The organism is Parasphingorhabdus sp. (genome assembly GCF_039939955.1).
Lineage (GTDB): Bacteria > Pseudomonadota > Alphaproteobacteria > Sphingomonadales > Sphingomonadaceae > Parasphingorhabdus.
Genome location: NZ_JBDVHS010000005.1, coordinates 167,883 through 192,874, shown reverse-complemented (window position 1 = coordinate 192,874; position 24,992 = coordinate 167,883). Strand labels below are relative to the sequence as shown.

Here is a 24,992-nt window from a genome sequence, read left to right as displayed (position 1 = left end):
GAATCGGTTAAGCATCGGGTTTACCCCTCAATAGCCGCGCCAGTTTTTCACCAAATATTGAGGAGGAACCGCACGGCCCCAGTAGAAGCCCTGCCCCTGATCCGCACCAAGCAGTCGCGCTTTTTCCAGATGGAACGGCGTTTCGACACCCTCAACCACCGTCTTGGCGCCCCGCGAGTGGCAGAAATCAATGATAGAGCCAAGGACAGTAATAGGTACGCGATCATTACAGAAGGCCCAGAAAATTTCCTTATCCAGCTTCAACTCGGCGAAGGGAATTTCAGCAATACGATCCAGATTGCTATGCCCCGTGCCATAGTCATCAATGGACACGGCCAGGCCATATTGGGACAACATATGACAGATTTCCGCGACGACTTTGATGTTGGCAATCCGGTTCTCTTCGGTAATCTCCATGATGATCGATCCGCTTAAATTGCTGGCGTTTTGCAAACGGGCGCAAAGCGCATCGACAAATTTAGCCTGGGTCAGCAATATCGCGCTGCAGTTGAAGGATACCGGAACAATTTTCCGCCAATCCCCCATCATGTCGGTCAATTTTAACACCTGATCAACGACATTCAATGTTGCTTCGATTTCAAGAGACATCTCTGTGGATGCGGAAAAAATCGTCGCCGGGCTAATCGCTCGTCTCGTTTTCAACCGCGACAAGGCTTCATATCCCACGATGCTGCCATCGGTCAGCGCATGCTTGGACTGAAATTCAACAACGAGATTGTCCAGCAGTCTATCACTGGCAATCAGGGCGTTGATATATTCGGAATCCAATATCGTCTTCTGGCTGTCTTCCGCATATCGTTCGACCAGCTGCGCTAGCACATCGGGTGCAAACGGCTTGGGTATAGTCGCAACGATCTGGGAGTTGGCCGCTTTGACAGACGCCGCACTGCTATGCGGCAACTTCATGTCTGTACCGGTCATCAGAACCAGCGGCAATTTGCGCTCAACCCTGTCAAAAGTACGCAAAAGCCCCGTGGTGCGATCGGTCAGCATATTCTTGTCGGCAACAATGACGTTCGGAGCAAAAGCTGTAGCCCCGTTCTCATCTCCCGGTGAATAGACGCAGGCTACGGATATTGCGCGCTGCTCAAGGTCATCCTGCAGGAAGCGCGTAAACGCGCTCTCTTCGTCAATGACGAGGACCCGTTTATTTGGCATGTTTTAGGCTTTCAATTAGTAAGAATCCGGATAGGAGTCTTTTGATGGTTGCGACCCGGATTGTTCGAGCTTGTCCTGCGTTGCTCGATGTTCTGTGCGATATTTGGAAAGATAGCTGATCCGCAGCCCCGGCAGTCCGGACTTTTCGATAGAATCCTGCCAAGAAAGAAATTCTTCAAATGAAAGATCATAGCGAGCGCAGGCTTCTTCGAGGCTCAGAAGGCCGCCGTTTACAGCAGCAACTACCTCTGCCTTCCGTCTGATCACCCAACGCGTCACATTATTCTTCGGCAAATCACTCAAACTCAAGGCTTCACCGAAAGGGCCAATAACCCTCTCCGGTTTTCTTTGCCGACCAGATTCCATATAACCTCCAAAAACACGGTTTGCCGACAGTTCAGTGCATGAATAAGCGGACACACCACACTGCCGTTTACAATGGTTTACATATGGACGGTATATATTAACGCTGCGTTCTGGTTTGTGGTTAATAGACGATATATACTTGGAATATCTATATTTATTAACGACATAGCAATTTTTTTATAGTAAAATAAATGTTACTATACCTATTGTTACAGAATAGATTAAATTCTTAGATCAACAATTGTTGAATAGGTCACGATAATTTTCCCCAAAAAGAAACCCCGGTGTAAGGGACACCGGGGTTTTTGAAGGCTGTTTTGGCCAAAGTACGGCCGCTTGTTGGGGGACTGCGGCTCTTGGAATTTGCTTTTAGTTGCTGATCACCATCGCGGTCTCGACAGGCTTACCGGCTTTGGCGGCAGCCATGATCGTCACACTGGCACGCTGGGCCGATGCGCTGGCCTCACCGATACAAACGCTATGATCCTGGATATCGGCTAGGCTTTTCGAATTAAAGCCTCCGCAAACCTTACGAACGGCTCGTTTCAAACGACCCTGCAAAGCGGATTGTCCATCCGCACTGGTCAAATCAAGGTCGGCATAGCTGACGACCGCCGAGCGCTCAATCCGGTTTTGGGCATTCGCACCAGCGGAAAATCCTGTTGCGGTTACCGCGAACGCGGCCGCAGCACAGATGGTTTTGGTAAAAGTAGAATTCAACATTTTTTACTCCTCACAATTTTGGGGCGGTGTCGGAAAATTGGGGGACCGACGCTGCCCACTCCGGGGCGAGATCGGGAGCGGGGATATCCAAGGCCCTTGGGGGAGGGCTGTCTTGAGAGACGTATGGATTTGCTCCCGCCTCGCAATCCTAGGTAGGGGACTATGGTCGGCTTAGCATCCGGCCTTCGATAAACCGCCATTGTGATCGGCAAACGGCACAAGGCTTCGACCAACGACAATCGCTGATCGACCAACCCAACGTTATGTAACTTTTGTTACGAATCAATTAGTTACGGATGACACCAAATTACACTGTGTTATATGGCTAAATCAGCCCAGACAGGGGACTTGAAGGGTCTGCATACATCCGGCGGCCCATGCGACCGGACCGATAAGCCTCCCGTCCTGCTTCTACGGCAAGCTTCATCGCGCGGGCCATTCGCACCGGTTCTTTTGCTTCTGCAATGGCTGTATTCATCAGCACGCCTTCGCAGCCCAGTTCCATGGCAACCGCTGCATCGCTCGCGGTCCCGACACCAGCATCGACCAGTACCGGCACGCTAGCACCTTCGACGATCAACCGGATCGTGACCTTATTTTGAATGCCCAGCCCGGAACCAATCGGCGCACCAAGCGGCATGATCGCAACCGCGCCGGCATCCTCGAGTTGCTTCGCGGCAATCGGATCATCGACACAATAGACCATGGGCTTGAACCCCTCCTTGGCCAGCACCTCAGTTGCTTCGAGTGTTTCGCGCATATTGGGATAGAGGGTCTTTGCTTCACCGAGCACCTCAAGTTTCACCAGATCCCAGCCACCCGCTTCACGCGCCAGCCGCAAAGTCCGGATCGCATCTTCTGCATTAAAACAGCCCGCGGTATTCGGCAGATAGGTGATTTTCTTTGGATCAATATAGTCCATCAGCACCGGCTGGTTGCGATCCATGACGTTGACGCGCCGGACGGCCACGGTGACAATCTCTGCACCGGAAGCTTCGACCGCAGCTGCGTTTTCGGCAAAATCCTTATATTTCCCCGTACCGACGATTAGCCGGGACTGAAATCTACGCCCTGCCACCGTCCAGCTGTCGTCACCAGAACCACCGCCCACAAAATGTACGATCTCCAGTTCATCGCCCTGCTCGACCATGACATCTTCCAAGGTCGACCGAGTCACGATCACCCGATTGCGTTCAACCGCCACCTTGGCCGGCTCCAGATCGAGTGACCGGACCAGATCGGCAATCGAGCCGCCCGCCGGAATTTTGTGATCATCGCCGTTCAACTTGATCTGAATTTCAGCCATTTCGATAACTTTCATGTCTTTGATCTCGCTTTTCAAAAACGAGCCATATAAAGAGGTCGCTCCAGTCGCAACCAAAAGCCTTTGGGAAGGAGCAATATCTTGGCGGCCAAGACCATCTTTGTATTGAACGGTCCTAATCTCAACCTACTCGGCATGCGTGAACCTGAAATCTATGGTTCGGAAACGCTCGACGAGATTGCGGGCCAGATTGAAGACCATGCCCAGACGCTCGGTTTCGACGTCGAGATTCGCCAAAGCAACCATGAAGGCCATCTGGTCGACTGGCTGCACGAGGCCGCTGCGGAAGGCGCCCATGCGGTAATCCTCAACGCCGCAGCACTAACGCACACGTCGCTCGCTCTGTTCGATGCGATTAAGGCCATTAACGTTCCGGTTATCGAAGTGCATATTTCGAATCCGGCGGCGCGCGAGGAATATCGTCACAAGAGTTTCATTGCACCAGTTGCAAAAGGGAGCATTTCCGGCTTTGGTGCATTCGGTTATCAACTGGCGCTAGACGCCGCGAGCAAATTTTAACGAAAAGCATAAGGACAAAAAATGCCTGCAAAAAAAGACACGGGTGAAGGCATGAACGTGGACATCAAACTGGTTCGTGATCTAGCGGCCATTCTCGACAAAGCGGGTTTGACCGAGATTGAAGTCGAAGATGGTGACCGCAAAATCAAAGTTGCGCGCGGCGGTGGAACGTTCGTTTCCGCACCCGTTGCAGCGACCCCAGCGCCAGCTGCCCCCGCGGCAGCCGCTCCGGCCCCAGCAGCAGCCGCTCCGGCCGATGATCACGCCGATGCACAAAAATCACCGATGGTGGGCACGGCCTATCTCGCCGCCGAACCTGGCGCAGCGAATTTCATCAGCGTCGGTGATAAGGTTGCAGTGGGCGACACATTGTTGATCGTGGAAGCGATGAAGGTGATGAACCCAATCACCGCCGAAACCGCTGGTACCATCAAAGCTATCTTGGTCGAAAATGGCCAAGCCATAGAATTCGACCAGCCTCTGGTCGTGATCGCTTGAGGCTGCCAGCGTGACCATTGAAAAGATCCTGATCGCCAATCGCGGTGAAATCGCGCTGCGTATTTTGCGCGCAGCAAAAGAACTGGGCATTGAAACCGTCGCGGTGCACAGCACGGCTGACGCAGATGCCATGCATGTGCGGCTTGCCGATCAAGCGGTCTGCATTGGCCCTCCCGCTGCGGCAGACAGCTATCTGTCGATCCCGGCGATCATTTCAGCAGCCGAAATCAGCGGCGCAGATGCAATCCATCCTGGCTATGGTTTTCTCTCGGAAAATGCGCATTTTGCCGAAGTCGTCGAAGCGCATGATATCAAATGGATCGGCCCCAAGCCGGAACATATCAAGGTGATGGGTGACAAGGTAGCCGCCAAGAAAACGGCCGGCGATCTGGGCATCCCTCTCGTCCCCGGTTCCGATGGCGCCGTGAGCGAGATCGAAGAAGCCAAGCGGGTGGCCGCAGATGTCGGCTATCCGGTTATCATCAAGGCAGCTTCCGGCGGTGGCGGTCGCGGTATGAAAGTGGTCAACAGCGAGACCGAGCTGGAAACCCAGATGAAACAGGCCGGTACGGAAGCCAAAGCGGCATTCGGCGACGCTACCGTCTATATCGAGAAATATTTGGGCGATCCGCGCCATATTGAATTTCAGGTCTTCGGCGACGGCCGCGGCAATGCCATCCATCTGGGTGAGCGCGATTGTTCGCTACAGCGCCGCCACCAGAAAGTTCTCGAAGAAGCGCCATCACCGGTAATCAGCGCCGAACAACGCGAGAAAATGGGCAAAGTCTGCGTCGATGCCATGAAGGGCATGGGCTATCGCGGCGCCGGAACGATCGAATTTCTTTACGAGAATGACGAATTCTATTTCATCGAAATGAACACCCGCCTGCAGGTCGAACATCCAGTGACAGAGATGATCACTGGCGTCGATCTGGTTCGGGAGCAGATACGCATCGCGGACGGACGGGATCTGTCCGTCAAACAGGAAGACATTGTCTTTAGCGGCCATGCCATCGAATGCCGGATCAATGCGGAGAACCCAAAAACCTGGGCCCCCTCTCCCGGTAAAGTCACCAGCTACCACGCGCCCGGCGGCATGCATGTGCGGGTCGATAGCGGTCTTTATGCCGGCTATTCGATCCCGCCTTATTATGACAGTATGATCGCCAAGCTGATCGTCTATGGCCGGACCCGCGACGGTTGCATGATGCGCCTTGCACGTGCGCTGGACGAAATTGTCATCGAAGGCGTCGAAACCACCATTCCGCTCCACCTGAAACTCGTTCACGACAAGGAATTCCAGTCAGGTGAATATACGATCAAATGGCTGGAAGAGTGGCTGGAGAAGGACAATCTGAAGGATTAGATTGGTGCAATAGGCACGCAGGAGGTTTTTCATGGACTATGAAAAGGCAACCCTGCCGGAAATGCGGCAAGAGCTGCTGGCTGGTGAATATCGAGGAATGCCGATTGCCGGACTGCTATATTGGGCAGCATGGGCGATCATATTGCTCCTTTTTCCGGAACCCAAAAATATAGTCTATCTCGCCTGGACTTGCGGCCTGATATTCCCGCTCGGCGTTTTGATCACAAAATTGCGCGGCGGAGATATGTTCAAAGACGCAAAAGACAGTCCGCTGACCAGTGCGTTCATGATGGCCTTGATCACCTGCCTTTTGTTTTTTCCGCTCGTCATGGTTGCAGCAACTTTTGACCCCTTGCTGTTCATCGTTGGTCTTTCCCTGATTTCTGGCAATATCTGGATAATGTGGGGCTGGACTGCGGGCACGAATCTCGGCCTATATCATTCCCTGGGTCGCGCGGTTGGCAGCTATGCCGCCTATCTCTTTGTCCCTCAGCCCTATACCGCCAGCACCATTTGCGCAGTGGTCGTTGCTGCCTATCTATACTCGTTTTGGCGGATGCGTTCCCTGCCGCAACCATCGGCGTCTTAACGCCGTTATGTTCATATAAGTGCAACCTTTCCTGAACATAACAAGCCAGTTCAGGACTCCGACAGGGTTAATAAACTATCACCTGTTGTACAGACGCGGCAAACGGAGTCGCTCGCAACAGGAGTTTGCCATGCGTATATTTTTTTTCACCGGCCTGATGGCGGCCACGATGTTGACCCCAGCCGCTGCCTCGGCCGCTGATATGGGACTCTCACCCAATATAAACGCCAATCCGATCCAGGCGGATCTGACCGGTTCTGTCGCCCTGCAGCGCGACAGTCGCAGTGAACGCCGTGCGAACCGAACCAATCGGCGGGTCGACCGCAGAAACAACCGGGGACAGGCGCGGGCACCAAGACGCAATACGCGCGGGCAATCGGACGCTATCGGACGGACCCAAGGAGATCGTGCGGAAACCCGTCAGAACCGCCGGACGAACCGGATCGACCGCCGTACAGAACGTCGAGCAGAACGCAATGTCGATCGCAACAGCGCGCCCTATGTTGCGCGTCAGGACACACGCCCGGCCCGCAATGTCACACGGAACGCAACGCGCGACCGCCAAGCCACGCAGCGGCGCAATGTTCGGCGCGGTGACGTGAATCGCGATAGACGTGTTGACCGGCGCTATGACCGCAACAACAATGGTCGCGTCGACCGACGCTATCGCAGCAACCGAAGCTGGAACCGCGCATGGCGGAATAACCAACGCTATAACTGGCGGCGTTATCGCAAGGCCAATCGCAACCATTTCCGGTTGGGCCGCTATTACACCCCCTATCGCTACCATGATTACAGACGCTGGAGCATCGGGGTCTATCTGGGATCGGCCTTTTACGGATCACGCTATTGGATCAACGACCCTTGGCGCTACCGCCTGCCCGCAGCTTATGCCGGCACCCGATGGATCCGCTATTATGACGATGTTCTGCTGGTCGACACTTACACCGGCGAAGTCATCGATGTGATCTACAATTTCTTCTGGTAGATTGGCATCACAATAGCCACCGAACGGCCCGCTACCCAAATGGGTGGCGGGTTTTTTGTTGCATCCTGACGACCCTCAAAGCAGAAGCATATTGAGAGAATGGGAGATTATTGATGATGCGTGCGCTCAGCCTTGTGATGTCGGCTTTGGCCCTGACCCTGTCGCCGAGTGCGGCCCGTGCGCAGGACCAGATCATCCAGGTGGGCAATTTGCTGACCGATGCGAACTCCCAGCCCAGCGGCCCGGCGACCATCATCATCCGCGATGGCAAGATTGCCGAAATCCATAGCGGATCGAACGCGGTAGCCAGCACTGATGCCGAGATTATCGACCTTTCCGACAAAACCGTCATGCCCGGCCTGATCGATCTGCACGTACATCTGACCGGCGATCCGGGTGGCGATTTCTGGAAACAGACCACCGAACCGACCGAATGGGGCGTGGTTGTCGGCGCGAAAAATGCGCTGCTCACAGCGAAAGCCGGCTTCACCACCGTGCGTGAAGCAGGTTCTTCCCAATATAGCGCCTTCGCGCTGCGCCGCGGCACCGCCGACGGTATCATCCCCGGCCCGCGCATCATTGCCGCTGGCCCCGCATTGGCGATCGTCGGGGGCCATGGCGACACCACGGGCTTCACCGAACCGGTCAACGAACTGCTCGCCAGCGGCTATAGTTGCACGGGCGCGGTCGAATGCGCCGAAAAAGTGCGCAAAGCCTCGCGCGCGGGTTCCGATATCATCAAGATTACCGCAACCGGCGGGGTTCTGTCGCAACAGGGACGCGGGCTGGAAGCGCATTTTACCGATGCCGAAATGAAATCGATCGCCGATACCGCCCACTCGCTGGGTCTCAAGGTCATGGCCCATGCCCATGGTGCGCGTGGAATCGAAGCCGCAGCGCGGGCAGGAATCGACACAATCGAGCACGGCACATTTGCCGACGAAGCAGCTTTGAAAGTCATGAAAGCCAACGGCACAGCGATGGTGCCGACATTGATGGCGTTCAAGGGCGTCAGCGAAGGGCTTGGCAAGGGTGTCTACACGCCGGTGGTCGAAGAGAAAATCCGGATGACACTGGATACCGTTGGCAAGGCGGTCACGTCGGCCAAAAGACTGGGCGTCCCGATTGTATTCGGAACCGACGCCGGCGTCTTTGATCATGGCCGCAATGCCGAAGAGCTGCAATTGATGGTCGATGCCGGGCTGACCGCACGGGAAGCGCTGGCAAGCGCGACCACATCGGCAGCCGAGGCGCTGGACATGGGCAACCAGCTCGGCCGGATCGCGGTTGGCTATTCCGCTGACCTGATCGCCTTTGACGGCAATCCTCTGGACGATGTCCGGGTACTGGAACAGATCGACTGGGTCATGGTCCGCGGCCGCATCATCGACTAGGTTGGCGACGATGGCGCGGGTCTTTTCCAAAAAGCAAAACGAACGCTACGCCAGCCCAAAGCGGTTGGCTGAAATGGGCCGGCAGGTCACCGAGACGCTTAACGCCCATCCCCGAGTCCAGTGGCTCGAAAGCCCGCATGTACAACTCTATGTCCATCAGAATTTCCTGAGCGACGCCGATTGCGACCTGTTGATCGACATGATCGACAGCGATAGCCAGCCCTCCACCCTGTACAAGGGCGGCGAACGCGAGGGATATCGGACCAGCTATAGCTGCAATGTGGACCCCGCGGACCCCGATATTCGCCGTATCGACAAATCAATTTGCGACCTTCTGGGTCTGCGGCAAACGCATAGCGAAATCCTGCAGGGTCAACGCTATCAGCCCGGGCAGCAGTTTAAGGACCATCACGACTATTTCCATGAAGGCCAGGACTATTGGCAATTTGAAGGACCCAATGGCGGTCAGCGAAGCTGGACCGCCATGGCCTATCTCAATGAACCAGAAAAAGGCGGCGCAACCGCCTTTCCACAGCTGGAATATGAAGTCGAACCACGCCGCGGGATGTTGTTGATGTGGAATAATATGGGCCTGGACGGGACGCCCAACATCAACACATTGCACGCCGGAACGCCGGTGGACGAAGGCACAAAATATATCATCACCAAATGGTTCAGACTCAATCAATGGCGGGAAGCGGAGCCCGCATAAAAGCCTGTTCTACGACCAACTAGCGACCGGCTTCGACAAACAACATCAAAGGCACCGCGAAATCGTTGCGAGTGATACTTTACTGTGTTAGCTGCACATAACAGTCTAGGATAGGAAGATAATATGACCAAGAAACCTCTCGCTTTTCTCATCGGTGCCAGCCTGCTCTCCATCAGCAGCGTCACAATCGCCCAGCCACTGGCCGCGACCAGCGCCGCGACGATGGAGCATCACGCAGAAACCGAAATGACCGAGGGCGAAAAGCTCAAGGCTTTGTTCGCCAAAAGCGACGAGGATAATCTGAAACGCAATCCGATTGGTGCTCTGTTCCGGGGTGACGAACGCTATGCCGATCAACTGGGTGACTATATTTCGGATGAGTATTTTGCCGGAGAAAAGGCCGCAGAAGAAGCCGAACTGGCGGCTCTGTTAAAGCTCGACCGCAGCAGTTTGAATGCGACCGACAAAATTGCCTATGATGTCTTCAAGCGCAACAAGGAACAAGCGCTGCAAGGCTATTCCGACGAAATCATGGCGTTGACGGTGGTCCGCCCGGTCAACCATTTCAGCGGATTTCACACTTTCTATCCCAATTTCGCGTCCGGCAAAGGCGGTGCGCCGTTCAAGACGATCAAACATTATGAAGACAATTTGACACGACACAAACAATATATTGTGCTTGGCGACCGTTCGATCGAACGGTTCCGCGAAGGTATGGAAAGCGGCGTATTGGAAACCAAATTGACGATCACCAACGTGATCGAGCAACTTGCCACGCAAAATAGCCTTGGTCTCGAGAACAGCCCGTTCATGGCACCGACCAAAAGCTTCCCGGAAGATTTCAGCGATGCCGACAAGGCCCGCCTGACCAAGGAATATACCGAGGCGACCAATGCACTTTTCGCTGGCAATCAGCGGATGCATGATTTTCTGAAAAACGAATATCTGCCGGTGGCGCGCACCGAAGTCGGTCTGTCGCAGATGAAGGGCGGCGCGCTTCTCTACGAGAATATGATCGAGAACACGACGACCCTGCCGCTGAAGGCCGATTATGTCCATGATCTCGGCCTCAGCGAGGTGGCGCGGATCAAAACCGAAATGGAATCGATCAAGGCCGAAGTCGGTTTTGACGGCACGCTCTCGGAATTTTTCGAATTCCTGCGCACCGATCCACAATTCCACCCGGAATCTCGCGAAAGCCTGACCCAGCGCTATTATGACATGGGCAAGCTCGTCGACGCGAAAATCGGCGAGCAGTTCAAGGTGCTGCCGAAATCGCCGCTGGAAATTCGTCCTTATGATGAATCCATCGAGAAGTTCCAGGCTGGCGGCTCCTATCAGAGCGGTACACCCGACGGTTCGCGTCCCGGCGTCTTCTATTTCAACGCCTATGACCTGCCGTCGCGCAACACATCGGGCATCACCACGCTCTATCTGCACGAAGGCGCGCCGGGTCACCATTTCCAGATTTCGCTAGCTCAGGAAAATGCCGATCTGCCCAATTTCATGCGCTTTGGCGGCAATACCGCCTTTGTCGAAGGCTGGGCGCTTTATTCTGAAAAGCTCGGCTTCCCGATGGACCTTTACAACGATCCTTACCAGCGCTTCGGTCATCTCGACGACGAGATGCTCCGCGCCATGCGTCTGGTCGTCGACACCGGCCTGCACAGCAAGGGTTGGAGCCGTGAAAAGGCGATCCAATATATGCTCGACAACAGCAGCATGGGCGAAACAGACGCCACCGCCGAAGTCGAACGCTATATCGCAATCCCGACCCAGGCTTTGGCCTATAAAATCGGCGCACTGACCATCCAGCGGCTGAAGAAAGAAGCCCAGGATGCGCTTGGCGACAAGTTCGATCCGCGCGAGTTTCATGATCAGGTGCTCAACACCGGCGCCCTGCCGATGACGGTATTGGAAAGCAAAATCCGCGACTGGGTTGCTTCACAAGACTAAGGTGAAGCCTCTCGTAGCCCCTCCTCTGAAGAGGAGGGGGTTGGGATGGTGGCGATGCGGCAGCATCGCTCGCGCAGCAAATTGGTGATACGGCCCAGCCCGTCATGCCAGCGAAGGCTGGCATCCAACCCGATCGATGTGGGAAAACCAAAATTTGGGCTAGACCCCAGCCGACGCTGGGGCGACGATATCCTTAGAGCGGCAATTTCGATATGTACTGAATCCATTCAATCATATTGGGATTGTCAGCAAAAACCTCCAAAAGCCATTTCGCGTTCCGTTGAATCCATGCAGCACCGGCATACAAAGACCCACTCGTCGCAGCGCTGATTTTGCCTTTATGTTTCCAACACCATTGGACGATGGCCTTAACGAGATTCTTCAGACTTTCGGACGCCAGACGGTAAAGCCGACCCCATTCCTCTATTTCAGATTCAGCGCTGCCGGTTGCATCAACCAAAGCATCTTGCGCACTCTGGTCAATAACATTTTGGGAGTTTGCTTCAATGACGACTTGTTTGATTTTTTCAAGCGCGATCACGACCGTAATCTGATCAGGGCCGTAAAGTGCCTTATCGCGTTTTTCCAGTTCAGGGTCCATTAGGACCATCATATTATGAGCCGATTGCCATGCCTTGAGATCAAGAAGGAGATCGCCTGACAAGGGCATGGTCATCGGATCTGGATTGGGATTCAATTGTTCGGCTAATTTGTCTCTGAGCGTTTGCCCACGCTGAACCACAAGACTGGGCTGAATTGAATTGATATCCCCCCCAAGGGCATCAAGATAGCCCAACGCTCGTCTTTTTAACGAACCACCTGCGTTGGTTCGAGAGCAAGCTTCAATGATATTTTCTGTTTCTGCTTTTACCTCATTGTAACGATCAAGAGCATCCTGATCCGCCAATAGTCGATCGGCACCGATACTGCCTTCGATCGTAATCGGACCATCATCTCCTGGACGAAATGTTATTGCATATGAATTTTGATCTGGCACTTCCGATGGCAATTTCTCTGGTTGAAAATCCGCAACCCACCCCTCAATCTCCTGCGAAACCTTCTGAAACTGCGCCATATCGGATCGTTCTTTACCGCCGGTCCACCAAGATTTCGTCTGCTTGAGAAGCCGCGCCTGAACGATCAAATCCTGCTCGAGCGGCAAGGAAAATCCACTGGCATCTCCCGCCAGCCGCCTCTGATACCAGCGTCGCCAGATGTGCAGGCCTTCACCATCCAGATAGGAAACGGCATTGCGCCAGCTGTTGTGGACGGTCTTAGGCATTTGCTTGGCGCCCCACAAAGGCTGACGCAGCAGAGTCCGTCCTTGCGCCTCAGCATCAGCGCCGGGGACTGTGAGCAAAATATCACAATCTGCAACCAGTTGCTTCCAAAAGACGGCATTGGCGGCATAGGCGGCATTGGTGGCGGCATTGGCGGCATAGGCGGCATTGGCGGCGGCATTGGTGGCGGCTTTGGCCGCATAGGCGGCATTGGCGGCGGCATTGGCGGCATAGGCGGCCATATCATGGGCCGGACAACTGCGCGCGGCCCATGATATGATCATCGCCCTGATCATCGCTGCCGTCAAGCCTGGCGGGGGGCCATTTTTCGCGAACATATCCGAGTTCAACGCAATCGGTAGCACCCGCAGCGCCGAACGCAGGGCGAGCGCCTGCGCCCATCCGGCCGGTTTATCTTCCAGCCATTTTTCAAATTGTTCGCGGGTTTTAATTTTTACCATTATTCTAGAAGTATTTCGATAGTAGCAGAATAAGGCAACGGTTATTTGTAATGCTGCGATCCCGCCCCTCTTTTAAAAAGCAGGGGCCAGACAAAATTGCCTGTCCTACATCGCGCTTGTCATGATAGGCGTCCCCCATGGCCGATCCTAAATCATCATCCAAAAACCCCCCAATTTTCAACAGTTTTAGGACCGGTCCGCCTTTTTCCTTTAACACTGTAAACTTTGTAAAGTTCGGAGCCGCATGACCAACGCCCTTGTCCCCGCTGCCCGCGATATTCTCGCGACGCTGATCGGTTTTGACACCACGTCGCGAAACAGCAATCTGGAGCTTATCGCATGGGTGGAGGATTATCTGGGCCAGCATGGCGTGGCTTCGACGCGCGTCATCAATGAAGATGCGTCCAAGGCCAATCTTTACGCCTCCGTCGGCCCCAATGTCGAAGGCGGGATCATCCTTTCCGGTCATAGCGATGTCGTCCCCGTAGACGGGCAGAATTGGGATAGTGACCCCTGGACAGTCACCGAACGCAACGGCCTGCTGCACGGGCGCGGGACGTGCGACATGAAGGGCTTTATTGCGCTGGCTTTGGCCGCCGTGCCCTTGTTTAAAAACGCTACAAAACCGGTACATCTGGCCTTTAGCTATGATGAGGAAGTCGGCTGTCTCGGCGCGCCCGCGATGATCGAGGAAATGGCGGCGAAACTACCCAAGCCCGCGCTAGCGGTTATCGGCGAACCGACGATGATGAAGGTCATCACCGGCCATAAGGGGATCACCGTCCACGAGGTCGAGGTGCTGGGTCATGAAGCCCATAGCAGTCTGACCCATCTGGGTATTTCGGCCAATATGGTCGCGGTGGAGTTGATGCACGATCTCGCCGAACTGGCCCGCAATCTATGGGAGAATGCGGATCCCGCCTCTCCCTTCACCCCGCCGCATGCGACTTTGACCATCGGCAAAATGGCGGGCGGGACCGCAGCCAATATCCTGGCGCGGCATGCGCAATTTGTCTTTGATCTGCGCTGTCCTCCCGATGTCGATCCCGACACGGTGCTCGCGCCCTTCAAAGCCAAAATTGCGGCACTCGATGGCGAGATGCGCGGCGCCTTCCCCAAAACGGGCGTCACCATCAAGCAGCTATCCAACGCCCCGCCAATGACACCGGCCGGTTCGCAGGAGGCCGAGGCCTTTGTCCGTCGCCTAACTGGCGACAACAGTCCCTCTGGCGTGGTTTCCTACGCAGCCGAGGCCGGGCAGTTCCAGCAAGCCGGATTCCCCACCGTAATCTGTGGCCCGGGGTCGATCGAGCAAGTACATCAGCCGAATGAATATCTGGCGGTCGAGCAATTTGAGAAGGGCTCGGATTTCATGATCCGGCTGGCGGAGGCGCTCGCTTGAAGGGCGAGAAAATTGCCCTTCGTCCTGAGCCCGTCGAAGGATGATCGCGCACAGGTCCGTCCTTCGACAGGCGCGGGACGAACGAATCGCTGTCACTCCGGGATAACGCTACGGCATCGCCAACATTTGTAAAATCGGCAGAAAACAGCTATATTGGGGGAAGAAGGATCAGGTCATGCCCACCGTAAAAGCTGCCAAGCCCGATGATATTTTCACCCGTGAACAATGGGCGGCCCTGACCCATGTGTCACGCTGGCGTGGTCTCTGGCTGTCGCTACATGCGTGGCTAATCGTGGCTCTGATCACCGGTGGCACGGCGTTATTATGGCAATGGCACTGGCTAGCCGGACTTGGCGCCACCCCCCTAGCAATCGCGCTGGTCGGCGGGCGGCAACTCGGCCTATCGATCCTGATGCACGAAGGCGCGCACGGCCTGCTCCACCCGAAACGCAAGATCAACAATTTTCTCGGCCAGTGGATCACCGGCGCGGCAACAGGCAGCGATCTGCACAGTTACCGCGCCTATCATCTCACCCATCATCGCTTCACCCAGCAGCCAGAGGATCCCGATCTCGGTCTATCTGAAGCATTTCCCACCACGCGGGCAAGCCTGCGCCGCAAGATCATCCGCGACTTAACCGGACAGACATTCTTCAAGCAACGCAGCAACCAATTTGCAGTCGCATGGAGAGGGTTGAAAGCGATACTCTCGGGCGCCGTGGATGCCACGCCCTCAGCAAAGCGCGACACCTCCGCCGGGACACCGCTTAATCGCAACGGCGCCGCAGGGGTGGCCGCGCCGGTGGTCGATCTGGACGGGGCCAAGACAACGGCGCGAACCGTAGGGCGCTTTCTGCTAGTCCAGCTGACGGTGCTGCTGGTCAGTCTGGCGACGCTGGGCATCATCCCCTTCCTGATCTGGCTGGTCGCGCTGGCGACGAGCTTTCAACTGGTTCTGCGCATCCGCAATATCGCCGAACATGCCTGCACCGCGACCGGTGGCAATGATCCGTTCAGCCATGCCCGGACCACCCATGCCAACCTGCTCATGCGCATGGCGCTCGCACCTTATTGGGTCAATTATCACAGCGAGCATCATATGTTCATGGGCGTCCCCTGCTACAATCTGGTAACGGCCCACGACCTGCTCATCGCCAAAGGCTATGGCGCGCGGATGATAATTTCGAAAAGCTATGGCGATGTGTTGCGAACAGTCACCCGACCGATGGCGGCGGGTTGAACCGGATGGCGACTGGCGGCCATTCTATTCGCTGACGAAACGACGCGCCGAGCGATCCTTGTGCGTTTTCGCGGGATCAAAGACCTCGCCGTTCATCGCGATATAGACGCCATGCGGCAAAGTCTGGGTCGCGGCTAGGGCAAAGCCGACGTTAAACTGGGCATCGCTTACCCGCAAAGACGCTGGCTGCATCGACCCCGTCAGCACGATCGTCTTGCCGGCGATGCCGGAAAGCACACGCGCCGTATCGACCATCGTGTCGGTGCCGTGAGTCACCAGGATCTTGTCGGCATCACTCGCGGCAACCGCGTCATGGATCGCGGCCCGGTCTGCATCCGTCAGTTCCAGACTGTCCTTGCGCATCAACTGGGTCACCCGATGCGCAACAAAGACATTATTCTCCTGCAGCATATCGGGCAGCGCCGTCGCACCAATCTGATATTCCGAAAGGGCATCAAAATAGACTTTGTCGATGGTCCCGCCGGTCGTGAAAATATCGATCATTTCAAAGCCAGCGCCTCGGCAACCAATGTGCGGCTATTGGACACGCCATAAAGCGCTATGAAACTGCCCATCCGTGGTCCTTGCGAGCTGCCCAGCAGCGTCTCGTAAAGCGCCTTGAACCAATCACGCAGATTGTCGAAGCCACCTTCCTTGCCGATCGTATAGACGATCGTCTGAATGTCCTCAGCGGCCGCTTCTTCGGGTAGCGCGGCCAATTCGCTGTCCAGCCGCTCCAGTGCCGCCACTTCAACGCCTTTCGGCTTGCGCCGCTGCAGCGTCGGGGCAATGAAGTCCTTGTGATAGGCCATCGCGTTGCCGATCAGCTCATCCAGATCGGGATAGCGTTCCGGTGTCGCATCCGGCGCATATTGGCGCAAATAGCTCCAGATCTGCTCCTTATCCGCTTCGCCCATCACACCCACGAGATTGAGCAGCAGACCAAAGGTCACCGGAATCGTATCCGTCGGCACATCGCCATTGTGGACATGGTGCACGGCATTGCCGAGCCGCTTGTCCGGGGCCTGATCATGCCAGTTGGTCCGGAACTGGAAATATTCGTCCACCGCTTTGGGGATCACCCCCATATGCAATTGCTTGGCCGATTTGGGCTCGCGGAAGATATAGAAAGCGAGACTATTCTCCGAGCCATAGCGCAGCCATTCCTCTAGGCTGAGGCCGTTGCCCTTGGACTTGGAAATCTTCTCGCCCTTCTCGTCGAGGAACATCTCGTAGATCAGCCCCTCGGGCTTGCGCGCGCCGAGCACTTTGGCGATCTTGCCCGACTGCACGCCGCTGTCGGTAAGGTCCTTGCCATACATCTCATAATCGACGCCGAGCGCGGTCCAGCGCATCGCCCAGTCGACTTTCCACTGCAGCTTGGCGCCGCCGCTCAGCGCATTATGTTCGATCATTTCACCCTGATCTTCAAAGCGAATGATGCCGGCTTCCGGATCGATGACTTCAACAGGAACCTGCAGCACGTGACCGGTTTTCGGGCTGATCGGCAGCACAGGCGAATAGGTCGCCTGACGCTCCTTGCCCAAAGTCGGCAGCATGATATCCAAAATCTGCTGGTTGCGCGCGAGCACCAGTTTCAGCGTCTCGTCAAAGGCGCCGCTTTGATATTGCTCGGTTGAAGACATGAATTCATAGTCAAAACCAAACTGGTCAAGAAAATCGCGCAGCATCGCATTGTTATGCGCGGCGAAACTCTCGAACTTCTCGAACGGATCCGGCACCTGCGTCAGCGGCTTGTGCAGATGTTCGGCCAGCATATCCTGATTGGGAACATTGGTCGGCACCTTCCGAAAGCCGTCCATATCGTCGCTGAATGCAATCAACCGCGTTTTGTTGCCGGTCAGCGTTTCATAGGCGTGACGCACCATGGTCGTCCGCAAGACTTCGTTGAATGTGCCGATATGCGGCAGACCCGACGGACCATAGCCGGTTTCAAACAGCATCGGCGCCCCACCCGGTTTGGGCGCAGGGACACCGCGCTCGCCGCGATAGCGTTTGAGCAACTTACGGGCTTCCTCAAAGGGCCACGCTTTGGAATTTTCTGCTGCTTCACGATAGTCGGTCACAAACTTGTCCTGTTTTTCATTGGATGCTGCGCAAATAGTGGCCTTAGCCTGTATAGCAAGTTAGAATAGGACGAAAGCAGGAGATTGAATATGGCTATGCTGATCACGGGGGTTCTGCTGTGGAGCCTGGTACATTTGATGAAGTCGGTCACGCCGGGGCTGCGCGCCTCGGTCCAGAGCGCTATCGGAGAAGGCCCGCACAAAGGTCTGGTTGCCTTATTGTTGCTGGGTGCAATGGCATTGATGATATTCGGCTGGCGCTCGACGCCCGCAGAATTCTCTTATGATCCACCAGCATGGGGCCGCCACGCCAATATGGCATTGATGTTCGTGGCGATTCTGTTGCTGGGCGCCGCACAAGGCGCATCCCGGATACGGCAATGGATCCGGCACCCGATGCTGATGGGCGTTTTCCTATGGTCGCTTGGGCATTTGCTGGCCAATGGTGATAATAAGTCGCTGGTGCTGTTCGGCGGACTTGGCCTTTGGGCGCTGATCTCGATCATCACCATATCACGCAACGAAGGTGCCTGGATAAAGCCAGCCAAAATCGCAACCGCAGGCCGCGAACTGCTGACCATTGCGATCGTCGCGGTGCTATATCTCATATTGATTTTTATCCATCCGTGGATCGCTGGTGTACCGGTTGTCACCGGTTAAATGACCGCACCGCTCCCCTATCCTGCGCTCCATGCCAGCCATAGCGGCATCTGGATTTGCTCAACCGATGGCGAAACCCGCGCGATCGGCAAGGGGGAAGCGATTGGCCGAGTTGCGGAAACGCCGCATATATTGCTCAACGCGCCGCTATTAGGGCAGAGGCTCGGCTATCCCGACCTGTCTGGTCTCGATCTACTGGAGCTATACGCCTTCATCCACCCGGCGCAGTTCATTGTCCCGACCCCAGCTGGTCTTGCCAAGACGCTTGGGCTGACGCCACCCGATCAGGAAGCCGATATTGCCAGCCTTTACCGGCAGGCCGCAAGCCTGCTGCTAGAAGGGTTGGAAGCGCCTTTCTGGAAAGAACGGGAAGGTGCATGGAGCAGCGCACAAGCGCTCTTTCGGCTACGCTGGCCATGGGCGCAAGAAGTGGGACGGAAACTGGAAAAGCCCGTTCAGACCGAACGCTGGCTATTCTCCAAACTGGACGAATGGGAAGAAGAACCGCCACGCCCTGCTCCGCTATCGATCAAATTAGACGACAATGAAACGCTTGCTACGCTGGATGTGCTGACCGGCGAGGGATCCGAGGAACGGCAGGGCCAGAAAAAATATGCCGCCGTAGTGTCTCAGATATTCAATCCACGGAAGATCAAGGGCGCGCCCAATATGTTGCTGGCCGAAGCCGGCACCGGGATTGGCAAAACCCTCGGCTATCTGGCCCCCGCTTCCTTATGGTCGCAGCAGGCCGGTGGTGCGGTCTGGATTTCGACCTTTACCAAAGCCCTGCAACGCCAGTTAGACCGCGAAACCCGGCGTATCTATCCAGACGAAGAGACCTTCCGCAAGAAAGTCGTGGTCCGCAAGGGACGGGAAAATTATCTCTGCCTGCTCAATCTAGAAGACGCGCTACAAGGCGGTTTTGCTGGACGGGCGGCGATCCTCGCTCATCTGGTCGCCCGCTGGGCCGCCTATAGCAAAGACGGCGATATGGTTGGCGGTGACCTGCCGGGGTGGCTCACCACATTGTTCCGCCGCAACGGCGCCACCGCGCTGACCGACCGGCGCGGCGAATGTGTGTACGCTGGATGTCCGCATTACCGGAAATGCTTCATCGAGAAAGCATCAAGGGCCAGCCAGCAAGCCGATATCGTGATCGCCAATCATGCTTTGGTGATGGTCAACGCCGCCCGCGGACGCGAACAGCAGAACCGGCCGACAAGATTGATTTTTGACGAAGGCCATCATCTATTTGATGCCGCCGATTCCATGTTCGCCGCGCGGCTGTCCGGGCAAGAGACAATAGAGATACGGCGCTGGGTGATCGGACCGGAAACAAAGAACCGGGGCCGTCGCCGGGGATTGGCCGCACGCCTCGCTGATCTCGCATCCTATGACGAAGAAGGCGGTCGTGCGATCGAAAGCGCACGTCATGCGGCAGAGGCACTACCCGGGGATGGCTGGCTCCAGCGGGTTGGCGAAAACGAACCGTCCGGCTCGATTGAAGTGCTGCTCCACGAAGTCCGCGCGATGGTCTTCGCGCGCGACGAAAGCCAAAGTGCTGATGCTGGCTATGGGCTGGAAACCGAAATGACCGACGTCGAAGGCCCGATGATTGACGCAGTTGCGACGGCTGCACAAGCAATGGATGCGCTACTCAAGCCGCTAGTCCGGTTAGGCCAAAGGATCGAACATCTAATTGAAGAAGGTCCCGACTGGATGGATGCACAGGCCCGCGCACGGATGGAAGGCGCGTTGTCGAGTCTCGGCTGGCGTTGCGACACCTTGTCCGGCTGGCTCTCGCTCCTGTCGCGCATCGGCGGGCCTGCCGATCCAGACTTTGTTGACTGGCTGATGATCGACCGTTTCGAAGGCCGTGAATATGATATCGGCATTTGCCGGCACTGGCTGGATCCGACCATCCCGGTCACCGAAGTTGTCACCAAGCCCGCCCATGGCGTGATGATCACGTCGGCCACACTTAAAGGTGGTGGCAGCTGGGATACCGCCCGCGCGCGGAGCGGCGCCGTGCATCTAGAACATGCGCCACAGGAATTTGAAGTTCCGAGCCCCTTCGATTATCCCAATCAGGCCAAGGTCATCATCGTCACCGACGTGAAGCGCGGCGATATGGCGGGGCTAGCGGGTGCCTATGCCCAATTGATCGAAGCCTCTGGTGGCGGCACGCTTGGTCTATTCACCGCCATCAGGCGCCTGCGCACCGTCTATGCCCGCATTGCCGACCGGATGGCGCAAGCCGGACTGCCCATCTATGCCCAGCATGTCGATCCAATCGACACCGGAACTTTGGTCGATATTTTTCGCGACGATCCCAAGGCCAGCCTGTTGGGCACAGATGCTCTGCGGGACGGCGTCGATGTACCCGGCCAGAGCCTGCGGCTCGTGGTGATGGAATCGGTTCCTTGGCCGCGCCCTGACATTCTCCACCGTGCCAGAAAACTGGCGGGTGGCGGCAGCGCCTATGACGACCGGATCATCCGCGCACGGCTGGCACAGGCCTTTGGACGGATCATTCGCCGCGCCGATGATCACGGACATTTTGTCATTCTTTCTTCGGCCTTCCCATCGCGCCTGTTATCGGCTTTTCCAGAAGGCACGCCGATAGAACGCATGCCGCTGCAACAGGCGCTGGCGGAGATCGGCAAAGCGAAATCCGAAATGATGCAATCCGGTCTTCCAACTGAAACAAGTTTCATGCATGACGATCTGCAATGAAAAAGCTTACACTCCTGCGCCACGCCAAATCCAGTTGGGATGACCCGGTTGATCGCGATTTTGATCGCCCTCTCAACGAAAAAGGCAAACGCGCCGCTGCGGTGATGGGCCGCTTCATCCAGCGTCAGGGATTGACCTTCGATCAAATTCTCGCGTCCCCCGCCGTCCGGGTCATAGAGACGCTTGAAAATGTCGAAAGCACCTGTGGTCTGGCTATGGAACCGACCTGGGACCGGAAAATATATCTCGCCTCATCCGTCACCCTGATTGATGTATTGCGCGGTGCGAGTGGGGATGCGGATCATATATTGATGGTTGGTCATAATCCGGGGCTGGAGGACATCATCTTCGATCTTGTTCCCGATGACGGACGCTCGCCCGACCGCGACAAGGTTGAAACAAAATATCCGACCGCTGCGCTCGCAGAACTGACACTGGCTATCGATAGCTGGGCCGATACTGAAGACAAATGCGCGACGCTGGATCGCTTCACCCGTCCGCGCGACCTGGATCCGGAACTGGGACCAAATTACGATTAAGCCAGATTGTGAAAAGCCGCTCGGAGGCTAAGAATCATCCAGCGCGTTCGCCAGCCGGTCGCGGATAGATTTCAACTGCGCCAAAGTCACACCGCTATCGACGGATTCCTTTTCCGGCAATTCTTCGGTTACGGGGGACTGCGGCGCATCCTTGGCTGAAGCCCGCCCCTTGCGCCGGGATGCAGTCAAATATTTCCGGGCGCCCTTGATCGTATAGCCTTCTTCATTGAGCAGCCGGTTGATCGTCTTCACCATCTCGACGTCTTCGGGGCGGTAATGACGACGTGAACCAGCACGCTTAAGCGGCGTCAGCATAGCAAACTGGTCTTCCCAGTAGCGTAAAATATGGGGCTTTATGCTGAGTTCTTTCGACAGCTCTCCGATAGTCCGGAAAGCTCCTTCTTCCTTCGTCATACTCTACTCCCCCGGTTGTCCGGGTAAATTAACCTGCTGCGATAATCCTATCGCGCATCGTCTGGCTGGCGCGAAAGGTCAAAACCCGGCGCGGTGCGATCGGCACCTCGACACCGGTCTTGGGGTTGCGGCCAGTACGTTCGCCTTTGTCGCGCAGCACGAAGGTTCCGAAGCCGGAAATCTTAACATTTTCGCCATCAACAAGGGCATCGATCATATGGTCGAGAATCGATTCCACCATGACGGCACTATCGGCACGTGACAGGCCCACCTGTCGGTTCATCGTATCAGCGAGGTCAGCGCGGGTCAGGGTGTTGGTGTAGCTCATTACAATATCTTCCACTAAGAGATTGAAAAATCGACAAAGCCATAAACCAAATTGTGGCTTTTGTAAATGTTGATAGAAAACTTACCAGTGGATTTCAGTCGATTAGCCCGATAAGCGAGAGGAATGACCGATAAAAATCTTCAACCTGTCGCCCTTTCCAAACTACTCGATCAATGTGGCCCTGGCGGACCAGATCATCCAGTGGTTCTACCCCAAAGCTGGACACAAGGCCGCACCGCCTTCGGTGGCCTATCCGGCGCACTCGCCTATCAGGCGGCGAGCCATATCGAAGCCGACCTGCCGCCCCTTCGATCAGCACAGATAGCCTTTACAGGACCTCTGTTCGGTTCATTGACGGCAGAAACCGCCATGTTGCGTCGTGGCAAGAACACCGCATTTGTGCAGTCGGAAGTTTTTGGCGACAAGGGCCTCGGCCTGCATTGCAACTTCATTTTCGCGGCAGCCCGCGCCACTGAGGTGAAGACATCCGACATCGTCGAACCCGATTTTCCCGACCTGCCGGGTGACACCGACCTGCACAGCGGTCCACCACAGTTTTTCACCTCGAATATGGAATATGTCGGCAAGCGGATCGACACCAGCAAGAAAACCAACCGCCTGACCCGCTGGATGCGGCTGAAACAGCGGGAGGGTCTTGATCCAATGGCGGAAATCCTGTGCATGTGCGACAGTCTGCCGCCTTCGGTCATGGGACTGCTCGATAAGAATGCGATGGTCAGCTCAATGAACTGGCAGGTCAATATCATTGCCGAAGAACTGACGACTCAGGACGGCTGGTGGTTGATCGATTCCCACACCCATCACGCGGATCATGGGGCCAGCAGCCAATATATGAGCATCTGGAACAGCCGCCGGGAACTGATCGCGACCGCAATGCAAAGCGTGGCCTATTACGCCTGATGGAACCAGGCCCGCCTCACCGGAATAGACCCAGGCTTGCCGTCGTCGGCACCGGTATTGCCGGCCTTTCTGCGGCCTATTTGCTGAAAGACAAATATCAGGTCACGGTGTTTGAAAGCCAGGCCCGCGCTGGTATGGGCGCGCATAGCATTGACTATGTCAGCAACGGCATCACCCGCCGGATCGATATCCCGCTGCGCATTTTCTGCCACGGCTATTATGACAATCTGCTCGCGCTATATCAGCATATCGGCGTCGAGATATTGACCAGTGACCATGCCGGGATATTCGCGGATGAGGCGGATCGGATCATCCTGCATTATGGCAATAGCCGCTGGGGCAAGATGCGCTTTTCCCATTTGAAAGGCCGGAACTGGCTCAATCCAAAGGCGTGGACCATCGGCCTTCAGAGCAAACGCTTTTTTGCGCGGGCGAAGCAAGATATCGGTCGAGCGGACCTCGCCGACATGGATTTTGGCGCCTATTTGGAGCAATCCGGGGCCGGCCGGGAATTTGTCGAGACCGTCCTCTTGCCGATGATGTCGGTGACCTGCACCTGCGATTATCAGGCGGTACGCGCTTATCCTGCCGATATCATGCTGGGATATCTGACCTGCGGGGTCCATGAATTGGGGATTATGAGCGCGGCTAAAGGGGTCGATGATATTGTCCCGCGGATGCTGGTCGATGTGGAACTGAAGACCAACAGTCCGGTCGCGTTGATTGAACCTGCGGGAGACCAGTTGCGCGTCGTCACCAAGACGGATGAAGAACAATATTTTGATCAGGTCGTGATCGCCGCCCAAGCCCAGCAGGCCGCAGCCATGCTATCCGGATTTGATGATCGCAAGGCGCTACTGAACCGCATTCCGTTCGAATCGTCGAGCATGAGCGTGCACAGCGATCCGGACATCCTGCCCGCCCCTGCACAGGACCTGTCACCGGTCAGCTATCATATCCCGAGCGGCGGCAGTCGCGCCGAAGTGTCGGTCAATCTGACCAAGGCGATTGCCCGCTTGTCCGATCAGGAAACCGTGTTCCAGACATGGAACCCGATGCGCCGGATCGCTCCCAACCGCGAACTCGCGCGGGTCGATTTCACCCGGCCCACGGTGACACGGGACAGCCGCGACGCGGTAAAGGCGCTGCGCGCAAGCCAATATCAGCCCGGCAACAAGCTATGGCTCTGCGGATCCTATATGGCGGAGAAAATTCCCCTGCTCGAGGCGGCGGTCGATTCTTCGGTGGCGGTGGCAGAACATCTGGATGCTCCGATTCCTTGGAAAACCAGCGCTCCTGCCGCAATCTAG

Annotated in this window: 24 protein-coding genes; 15 read left to right on the top strand and 9 right to left on the bottom strand. The window is 56.0% G+C overall.

Going from position 1 to position 24,992, the window contains the following annotated elements:
• Positions 1-27: 27 nt before the first annotated feature.
• From ABJG22_RS06195 to thiS, 4 genes are all read right to left on the bottom strand, one after another.
• Positions 28-1,179, bottom strand: coding sequence for an EAL domain-containing protein (locus tag ABJG22_RS06195; RefSeq protein WP_348019381.1), 1,152 nt, complete (start codon positions 1,177-1,179; stop codon positions 28-30).
• Positions 1,180-1,194: 15 nt separating this feature from the next.
• Positions 1,195-1,599 carry a DUF1153 domain-containing protein gene (locus tag ABJG22_RS06190; RefSeq protein WP_348019380.1) on the bottom strand — a complete coding sequence of 135 codons (405 nt, stop codon included), beginning with the start codon at positions 1,597-1,599 and terminating at the stop codon, positions 1,195-1,197.
• A 315-nt stretch (positions 1,600-1,914) separates the two neighbouring features.
• Positions 1,915-2,268, bottom strand: a complete 354-nt coding sequence (locus tag ABJG22_RS06185) for a UrcA family protein (protein ID WP_348019379.1) — start codon at positions 2,266-2,268, stop codon at positions 1,915-1,917.
• Between the two features lie 325 nt (positions 2,269-2,593).
• On the bottom strand, positions 2,594-3,574 hold the full coding sequence (gene thiS, locus ABJG22_RS06180; protein WP_348019378.1) for a sulfur carrier protein ThiS: 981 nt from the start codon (positions 3,572-3,574) through the stop codon (positions 2,594-2,596).
• A 99-nt stretch (positions 3,575-3,673) separates the two neighbouring features.
• Here thiS and aroQ point away from each other — a divergent pair, with 99 nt between their 5' ends.
• From aroQ to ABJG22_RS06140, 8 genes are all read left to right on the top strand, one after another.
• A complete protein-coding gene (gene aroQ / locus ABJG22_RS06175) occupies positions 3,674-4,111 on the top strand; it encodes a type II 3-dehydroquinate dehydratase (RefSeq protein WP_348019377.1) in 438 nt (145 codons plus the stop codon).
• A gap of 21 nt (positions 4,112-4,132) precedes the next feature.
• Complete coding sequence (gene accB, locus ABJG22_RS06170) at positions 4,133-4,609, top strand: acetyl-CoA carboxylase biotin carboxyl carrier protein (RefSeq protein ID WP_348019376.1); 477 nt, start codon at positions 4,133-4,135, stop codon at positions 4,607-4,609.
• Between the two features lie 10 nt (positions 4,610-4,619).
• The gene (gene accC / locus ABJG22_RS06165) at positions 4,620-5,975 is read left to right on the top strand and encodes an acetyl-CoA carboxylase biotin carboxylase subunit (RefSeq protein ID WP_348019375.1); all 1,356 of its coding nucleotides are present in this window, start codon (positions 4,620-4,622) and stop codon (positions 5,973-5,975) included.
• A gap of 31 nt (positions 5,976-6,006) precedes the next feature.
• Entirely contained in the window at positions 6,007-6,564 is a 558-nt protein-coding gene (locus ABJG22_RS06160) for a hypothetical protein (protein ID WP_348019374.1), read from the top strand.
• A 130-nt stretch (positions 6,565-6,694) separates the two neighbouring features.
• Complete coding sequence (locus ABJG22_RS06155; protein WP_348019373.1) at positions 6,695-7,552, top strand: RcnB family protein; 858 nt, start codon at positions 6,695-6,697, stop codon at positions 7,550-7,552.
• 116 nt (positions 7,553-7,668) lie between these two features.
• Entirely contained in the window at positions 7,669-8,946 is a 1,278-nt protein-coding gene (locus ABJG22_RS06150) for an amidohydrolase family protein (protein WP_348020311.1), read from the top strand.
• A 10-nt stretch (positions 8,947-8,956) separates the two neighbouring features.
• On the top strand, positions 8,957-9,658 hold the full coding sequence (locus ABJG22_RS06145; protein ID WP_348019372.1) for a 2OG-Fe(II) oxygenase: 702 nt from the start codon (positions 8,957-8,959) through the stop codon (positions 9,656-9,658).
• A gap of 123 nt (positions 9,659-9,781) precedes the next feature.
• Positions 9,782-11,614: a DUF885 domain-containing protein gene (locus ABJG22_RS06140; RefSeq protein WP_348019371.1), complete on the top strand. Its 1,833-nt coding sequence runs from the start codon at positions 9,782-9,784 to the stop codon at positions 11,612-11,614.
• A 193-nt stretch (positions 11,615-11,807) separates the two neighbouring features.
• On the opposite strand, the gene ABJG22_RS06135 is transcribed toward ABJG22_RS06140, so the two are convergent.
• Positions 11,808-13,355: a hypothetical protein gene (locus ABJG22_RS06135; RefSeq protein WP_348019370.1), complete on the bottom strand. Its 1,548-nt coding sequence runs from the start codon at positions 13,353-13,355 to the stop codon at positions 11,808-11,810.
• A 244-nt stretch (positions 13,356-13,599) separates the two neighbouring features.
• Between ABJG22_RS06135 and argE the strand changes: the two genes are divergently transcribed.
• Complete coding sequence (argE, locus tag ABJG22_RS06130) at positions 13,600-14,757, top strand: acetylornithine deacetylase (protein WP_348019369.1); 1,158 nt, start codon at positions 13,600-13,602, stop codon at positions 14,755-14,757.
• 175 nt (positions 14,758-14,932) lie between these two features.
• Positions 14,933-15,997: a fatty acid desaturase family protein gene (locus ABJG22_RS06125; RefSeq protein WP_348019368.1), complete on the top strand. Its 1,065-nt coding sequence runs from the start codon at positions 14,933-14,935 to the stop codon at positions 15,995-15,997.
• A 24-nt stretch (positions 15,998-16,021) separates the two neighbouring features.
• Here the strand turns inward: ABJG22_RS06125 and ABJG22_RS06120 are convergent, their stop codons facing one another.
• The gene (locus ABJG22_RS06120) at positions 16,022-16,501 is read right to left on the bottom strand and encodes an asparaginase domain-containing protein (protein ID WP_348019367.1); all 480 of its coding nucleotides are present in this window, start codon (positions 16,499-16,501) and stop codon (positions 16,022-16,024) included.
• Entirely contained in the window at positions 16,498-18,084 is a 1,587-nt protein-coding gene (locus ABJG22_RS06115) for a lysine--tRNA ligase (RefSeq protein ID WP_348019366.1), read from the bottom strand. Before ABJG22_RS06115 ends, ABJG22_RS06120 begins: the two co-directional genes overlap by 4 nt.
• Positions 18,085-18,174: 90 nt before the next feature.
• Here ABJG22_RS06115 and ABJG22_RS06110 point away from each other — a divergent pair, with 90 nt between their 5' ends.
• The 3 genes from ABJG22_RS06110 to ABJG22_RS06100 are packed head-to-tail and all read left to right on the top strand — an operon-like array spanning position 18,175 to position 22,019.
• Positions 18,175-18,744 (top strand): NnrU family protein, encoded by a 570-nt coding sequence (locus ABJG22_RS06110; RefSeq protein ID WP_348019365.1) that lies wholly within the window; start codon positions 18,175-18,177, stop codon positions 18,742-18,744.
• Positions 18,745-21,480, top strand: coding sequence for an ATP-dependent DNA helicase (locus ABJG22_RS06105; protein ID WP_348019364.1), 2,736 nt, complete (start codon positions 18,745-18,747; stop codon positions 21,478-21,480). It abuts the gene before it with no gap.
• Complete coding sequence (locus ABJG22_RS06100; protein WP_348019363.1) at positions 21,477-22,019, top strand: histidine phosphatase family protein; 543 nt, start codon at positions 21,477-21,479, stop codon at positions 22,017-22,019. The genes ABJG22_RS06105 and ABJG22_RS06100 overlap by 4 nt, the downstream gene beginning before the upstream one ends.
• 27 nt (positions 22,020-22,046) lie before the next feature.
• On the opposite strand, the gene ABJG22_RS06095 is transcribed toward ABJG22_RS06100, so the two are convergent.
• Both ABJG22_RS06095 and ABJG22_RS06090 read right to left on the bottom strand, forming a co-directional pair.
• Positions 22,047-22,433: a MerR family transcriptional regulator gene (locus ABJG22_RS06095; protein WP_348019362.1), complete on the bottom strand. Its 387-nt coding sequence runs from the start codon at positions 22,431-22,433 to the stop codon at positions 22,047-22,049.
• A 28-nt stretch (positions 22,434-22,461) separates the two neighbouring features.
• Positions 22,462-22,761: an integration host factor subunit alpha gene (locus ABJG22_RS06090; protein WP_348019361.1), complete on the bottom strand. Its 300-nt coding sequence runs from the start codon at positions 22,759-22,761 to the stop codon at positions 22,462-22,464.
• Positions 22,762-22,884: 123 nt separating this feature from the next.
• On the opposite strand from ABJG22_RS06090, the gene ABJG22_RS06085 reads away from it, so the two are divergent.
• Positions 22,885-23,682 carry a thioesterase family protein gene (locus ABJG22_RS06085; RefSeq protein ID WP_348019360.1) on the top strand — a complete coding sequence of 266 codons (798 nt, stop codon included), beginning with the start codon at positions 22,885-22,887 and terminating at the stop codon, positions 23,680-23,682.
• A complete protein-coding gene (locus tag ABJG22_RS06080; RefSeq protein ID WP_348019359.1) occupies positions 23,682-24,992 on the top strand; it encodes an NAD(P)-binding protein in 1,311 nt (436 codons plus the stop codon). The genes ABJG22_RS06085 and ABJG22_RS06080 overlap by 1 nt, the downstream gene beginning before the upstream one ends.

What these genes read in the sequence shown, in the direction of transcription:
- ABJG22_RS06095 (WP_348019362.1), bottom strand. Translation starts at nt 22,433, where the DNA reads ATGACGAAGGAAGAAGGAGCTTTCCGGACTATCGGAGAGCTGTCGAAA.
- ABJG22_RS06100 (WP_348019363.1), top strand. Translation starts at nt 21,477, where the DNA reads ATGAAAAAGCTTACACTCCTGCGCCACGCCAAATCCAGTTGGGATGAC.
- ABJG22_RS06110 (WP_348019365.1), top strand. Translation starts at nt 18,175, where the DNA reads ATGGCTATGCTGATCACGGGGGTTCTGCTGTGGAGCCTGGTACATTTG.
- ABJG22_RS06135 (WP_348019370.1), bottom strand. Translation starts at nt 13,355, where the DNA reads ATGGTAAAAATTAAAACCCGCGAACAATTTGAAAAATGGCTGGAAGAT.
- ABJG22_RS06125 (WP_348019368.1), top strand. Translation starts at nt 14,933, where the DNA reads ATGCCCACCGTAAAAGCTGCCAAGCCCGATGATATTTTCACCCGTGAA.
- ABJG22_RS06160 (WP_348019374.1), top strand. Translation starts at nt 6,007, where the DNA reads ATGGACTATGAAAAGGCAACCCTGCCGGAAATGCGGCAAGAGCTGCTG.
- ABJG22_RS06080 (WP_348019359.1), top strand. Translation starts at nt 23,682, where the DNA reads ATGGAACCAGGCCCGCCTCACCGGAATAGACCCAGGCTTGCCGTCGTC.
- ABJG22_RS06145 (WP_348019372.1), top strand. Translation starts at nt 8,957, where the DNA reads ATGGCGCGGGTCTTTTCCAAAAAGCAAAACGAACGCTACGCCAGCCCA.
- thiS (WP_348019378.1), bottom strand. Translation starts at nt 3,574, where the DNA reads ATGGCTGAAATTCAGATCAAGTTGAACGGCGATGATCACAAAATTCCG.
- ABJG22_RS06085 (WP_348019360.1), top strand. Translation starts at nt 22,885, where the DNA reads ATGACCGATAAAAATCTTCAACCTGTCGCCCTTTCCAAACTACTCGAT.
- ABJG22_RS06155 (WP_348019373.1), top strand. Translation starts at nt 6,695, where the DNA reads ATGCGTATATTTTTTTTCACCGGCCTGATGGCGGCCACGATGTTGACC.
- ABJG22_RS06185 (WP_348019379.1), bottom strand. Translation starts at nt 2,268, where the DNA reads ATGTTGAATTCTACTTTTACCAAAACCATCTGTGCTGCGGCCGCGTTC.
- ABJG22_RS06140 (WP_348019371.1), top strand. Translation starts at nt 9,782, where the DNA reads ATGACCAAGAAACCTCTCGCTTTTCTCATCGGTGCCAGCCTGCTCTCC.
- ABJG22_RS06090 (WP_348019361.1), bottom strand. Translation starts at nt 22,761, where the DNA reads ATGAGCTACACCAACACCCTGACCCGCGCTGACCTCGCTGATACGATG.
- ABJG22_RS06120 (WP_348019367.1), bottom strand. Translation starts at nt 16,501, where the DNA reads ATGATCGATATTTTCACGACCGGCGGGACCATCGACAAAGTCTATTTT.
- argE (WP_348019369.1), top strand. Translation starts at nt 13,600, where the DNA reads ATGACCAACGCCCTTGTCCCCGCTGCCCGCGATATTCTCGCGACGCTG.
- ABJG22_RS06150 (WP_348020311.1), top strand. Translation starts at nt 7,669, where the DNA reads ATGCGTGCGCTCAGCCTTGTGATGTCGGCTTTGGCCCTGACCCTGTCG.
- accB (WP_348019376.1), top strand. Translation starts at nt 4,133, where the DNA reads ATGCCTGCAAAAAAAGACACGGGTGAAGGCATGAACGTGGACATCAAA.
- ABJG22_RS06195 (WP_348019381.1), bottom strand. Translation starts at nt 1,179, where the DNA reads ATGCCAAATAAACGGGTCCTCGTCATTGACGAAGAGAGCGCGTTTACG.
- ABJG22_RS06105 (WP_348019364.1), top strand. Translation starts at nt 18,745, where the DNA reads ATGACCGCACCGCTCCCCTATCCTGCGCTCCATGCCAGCCATAGCGGC.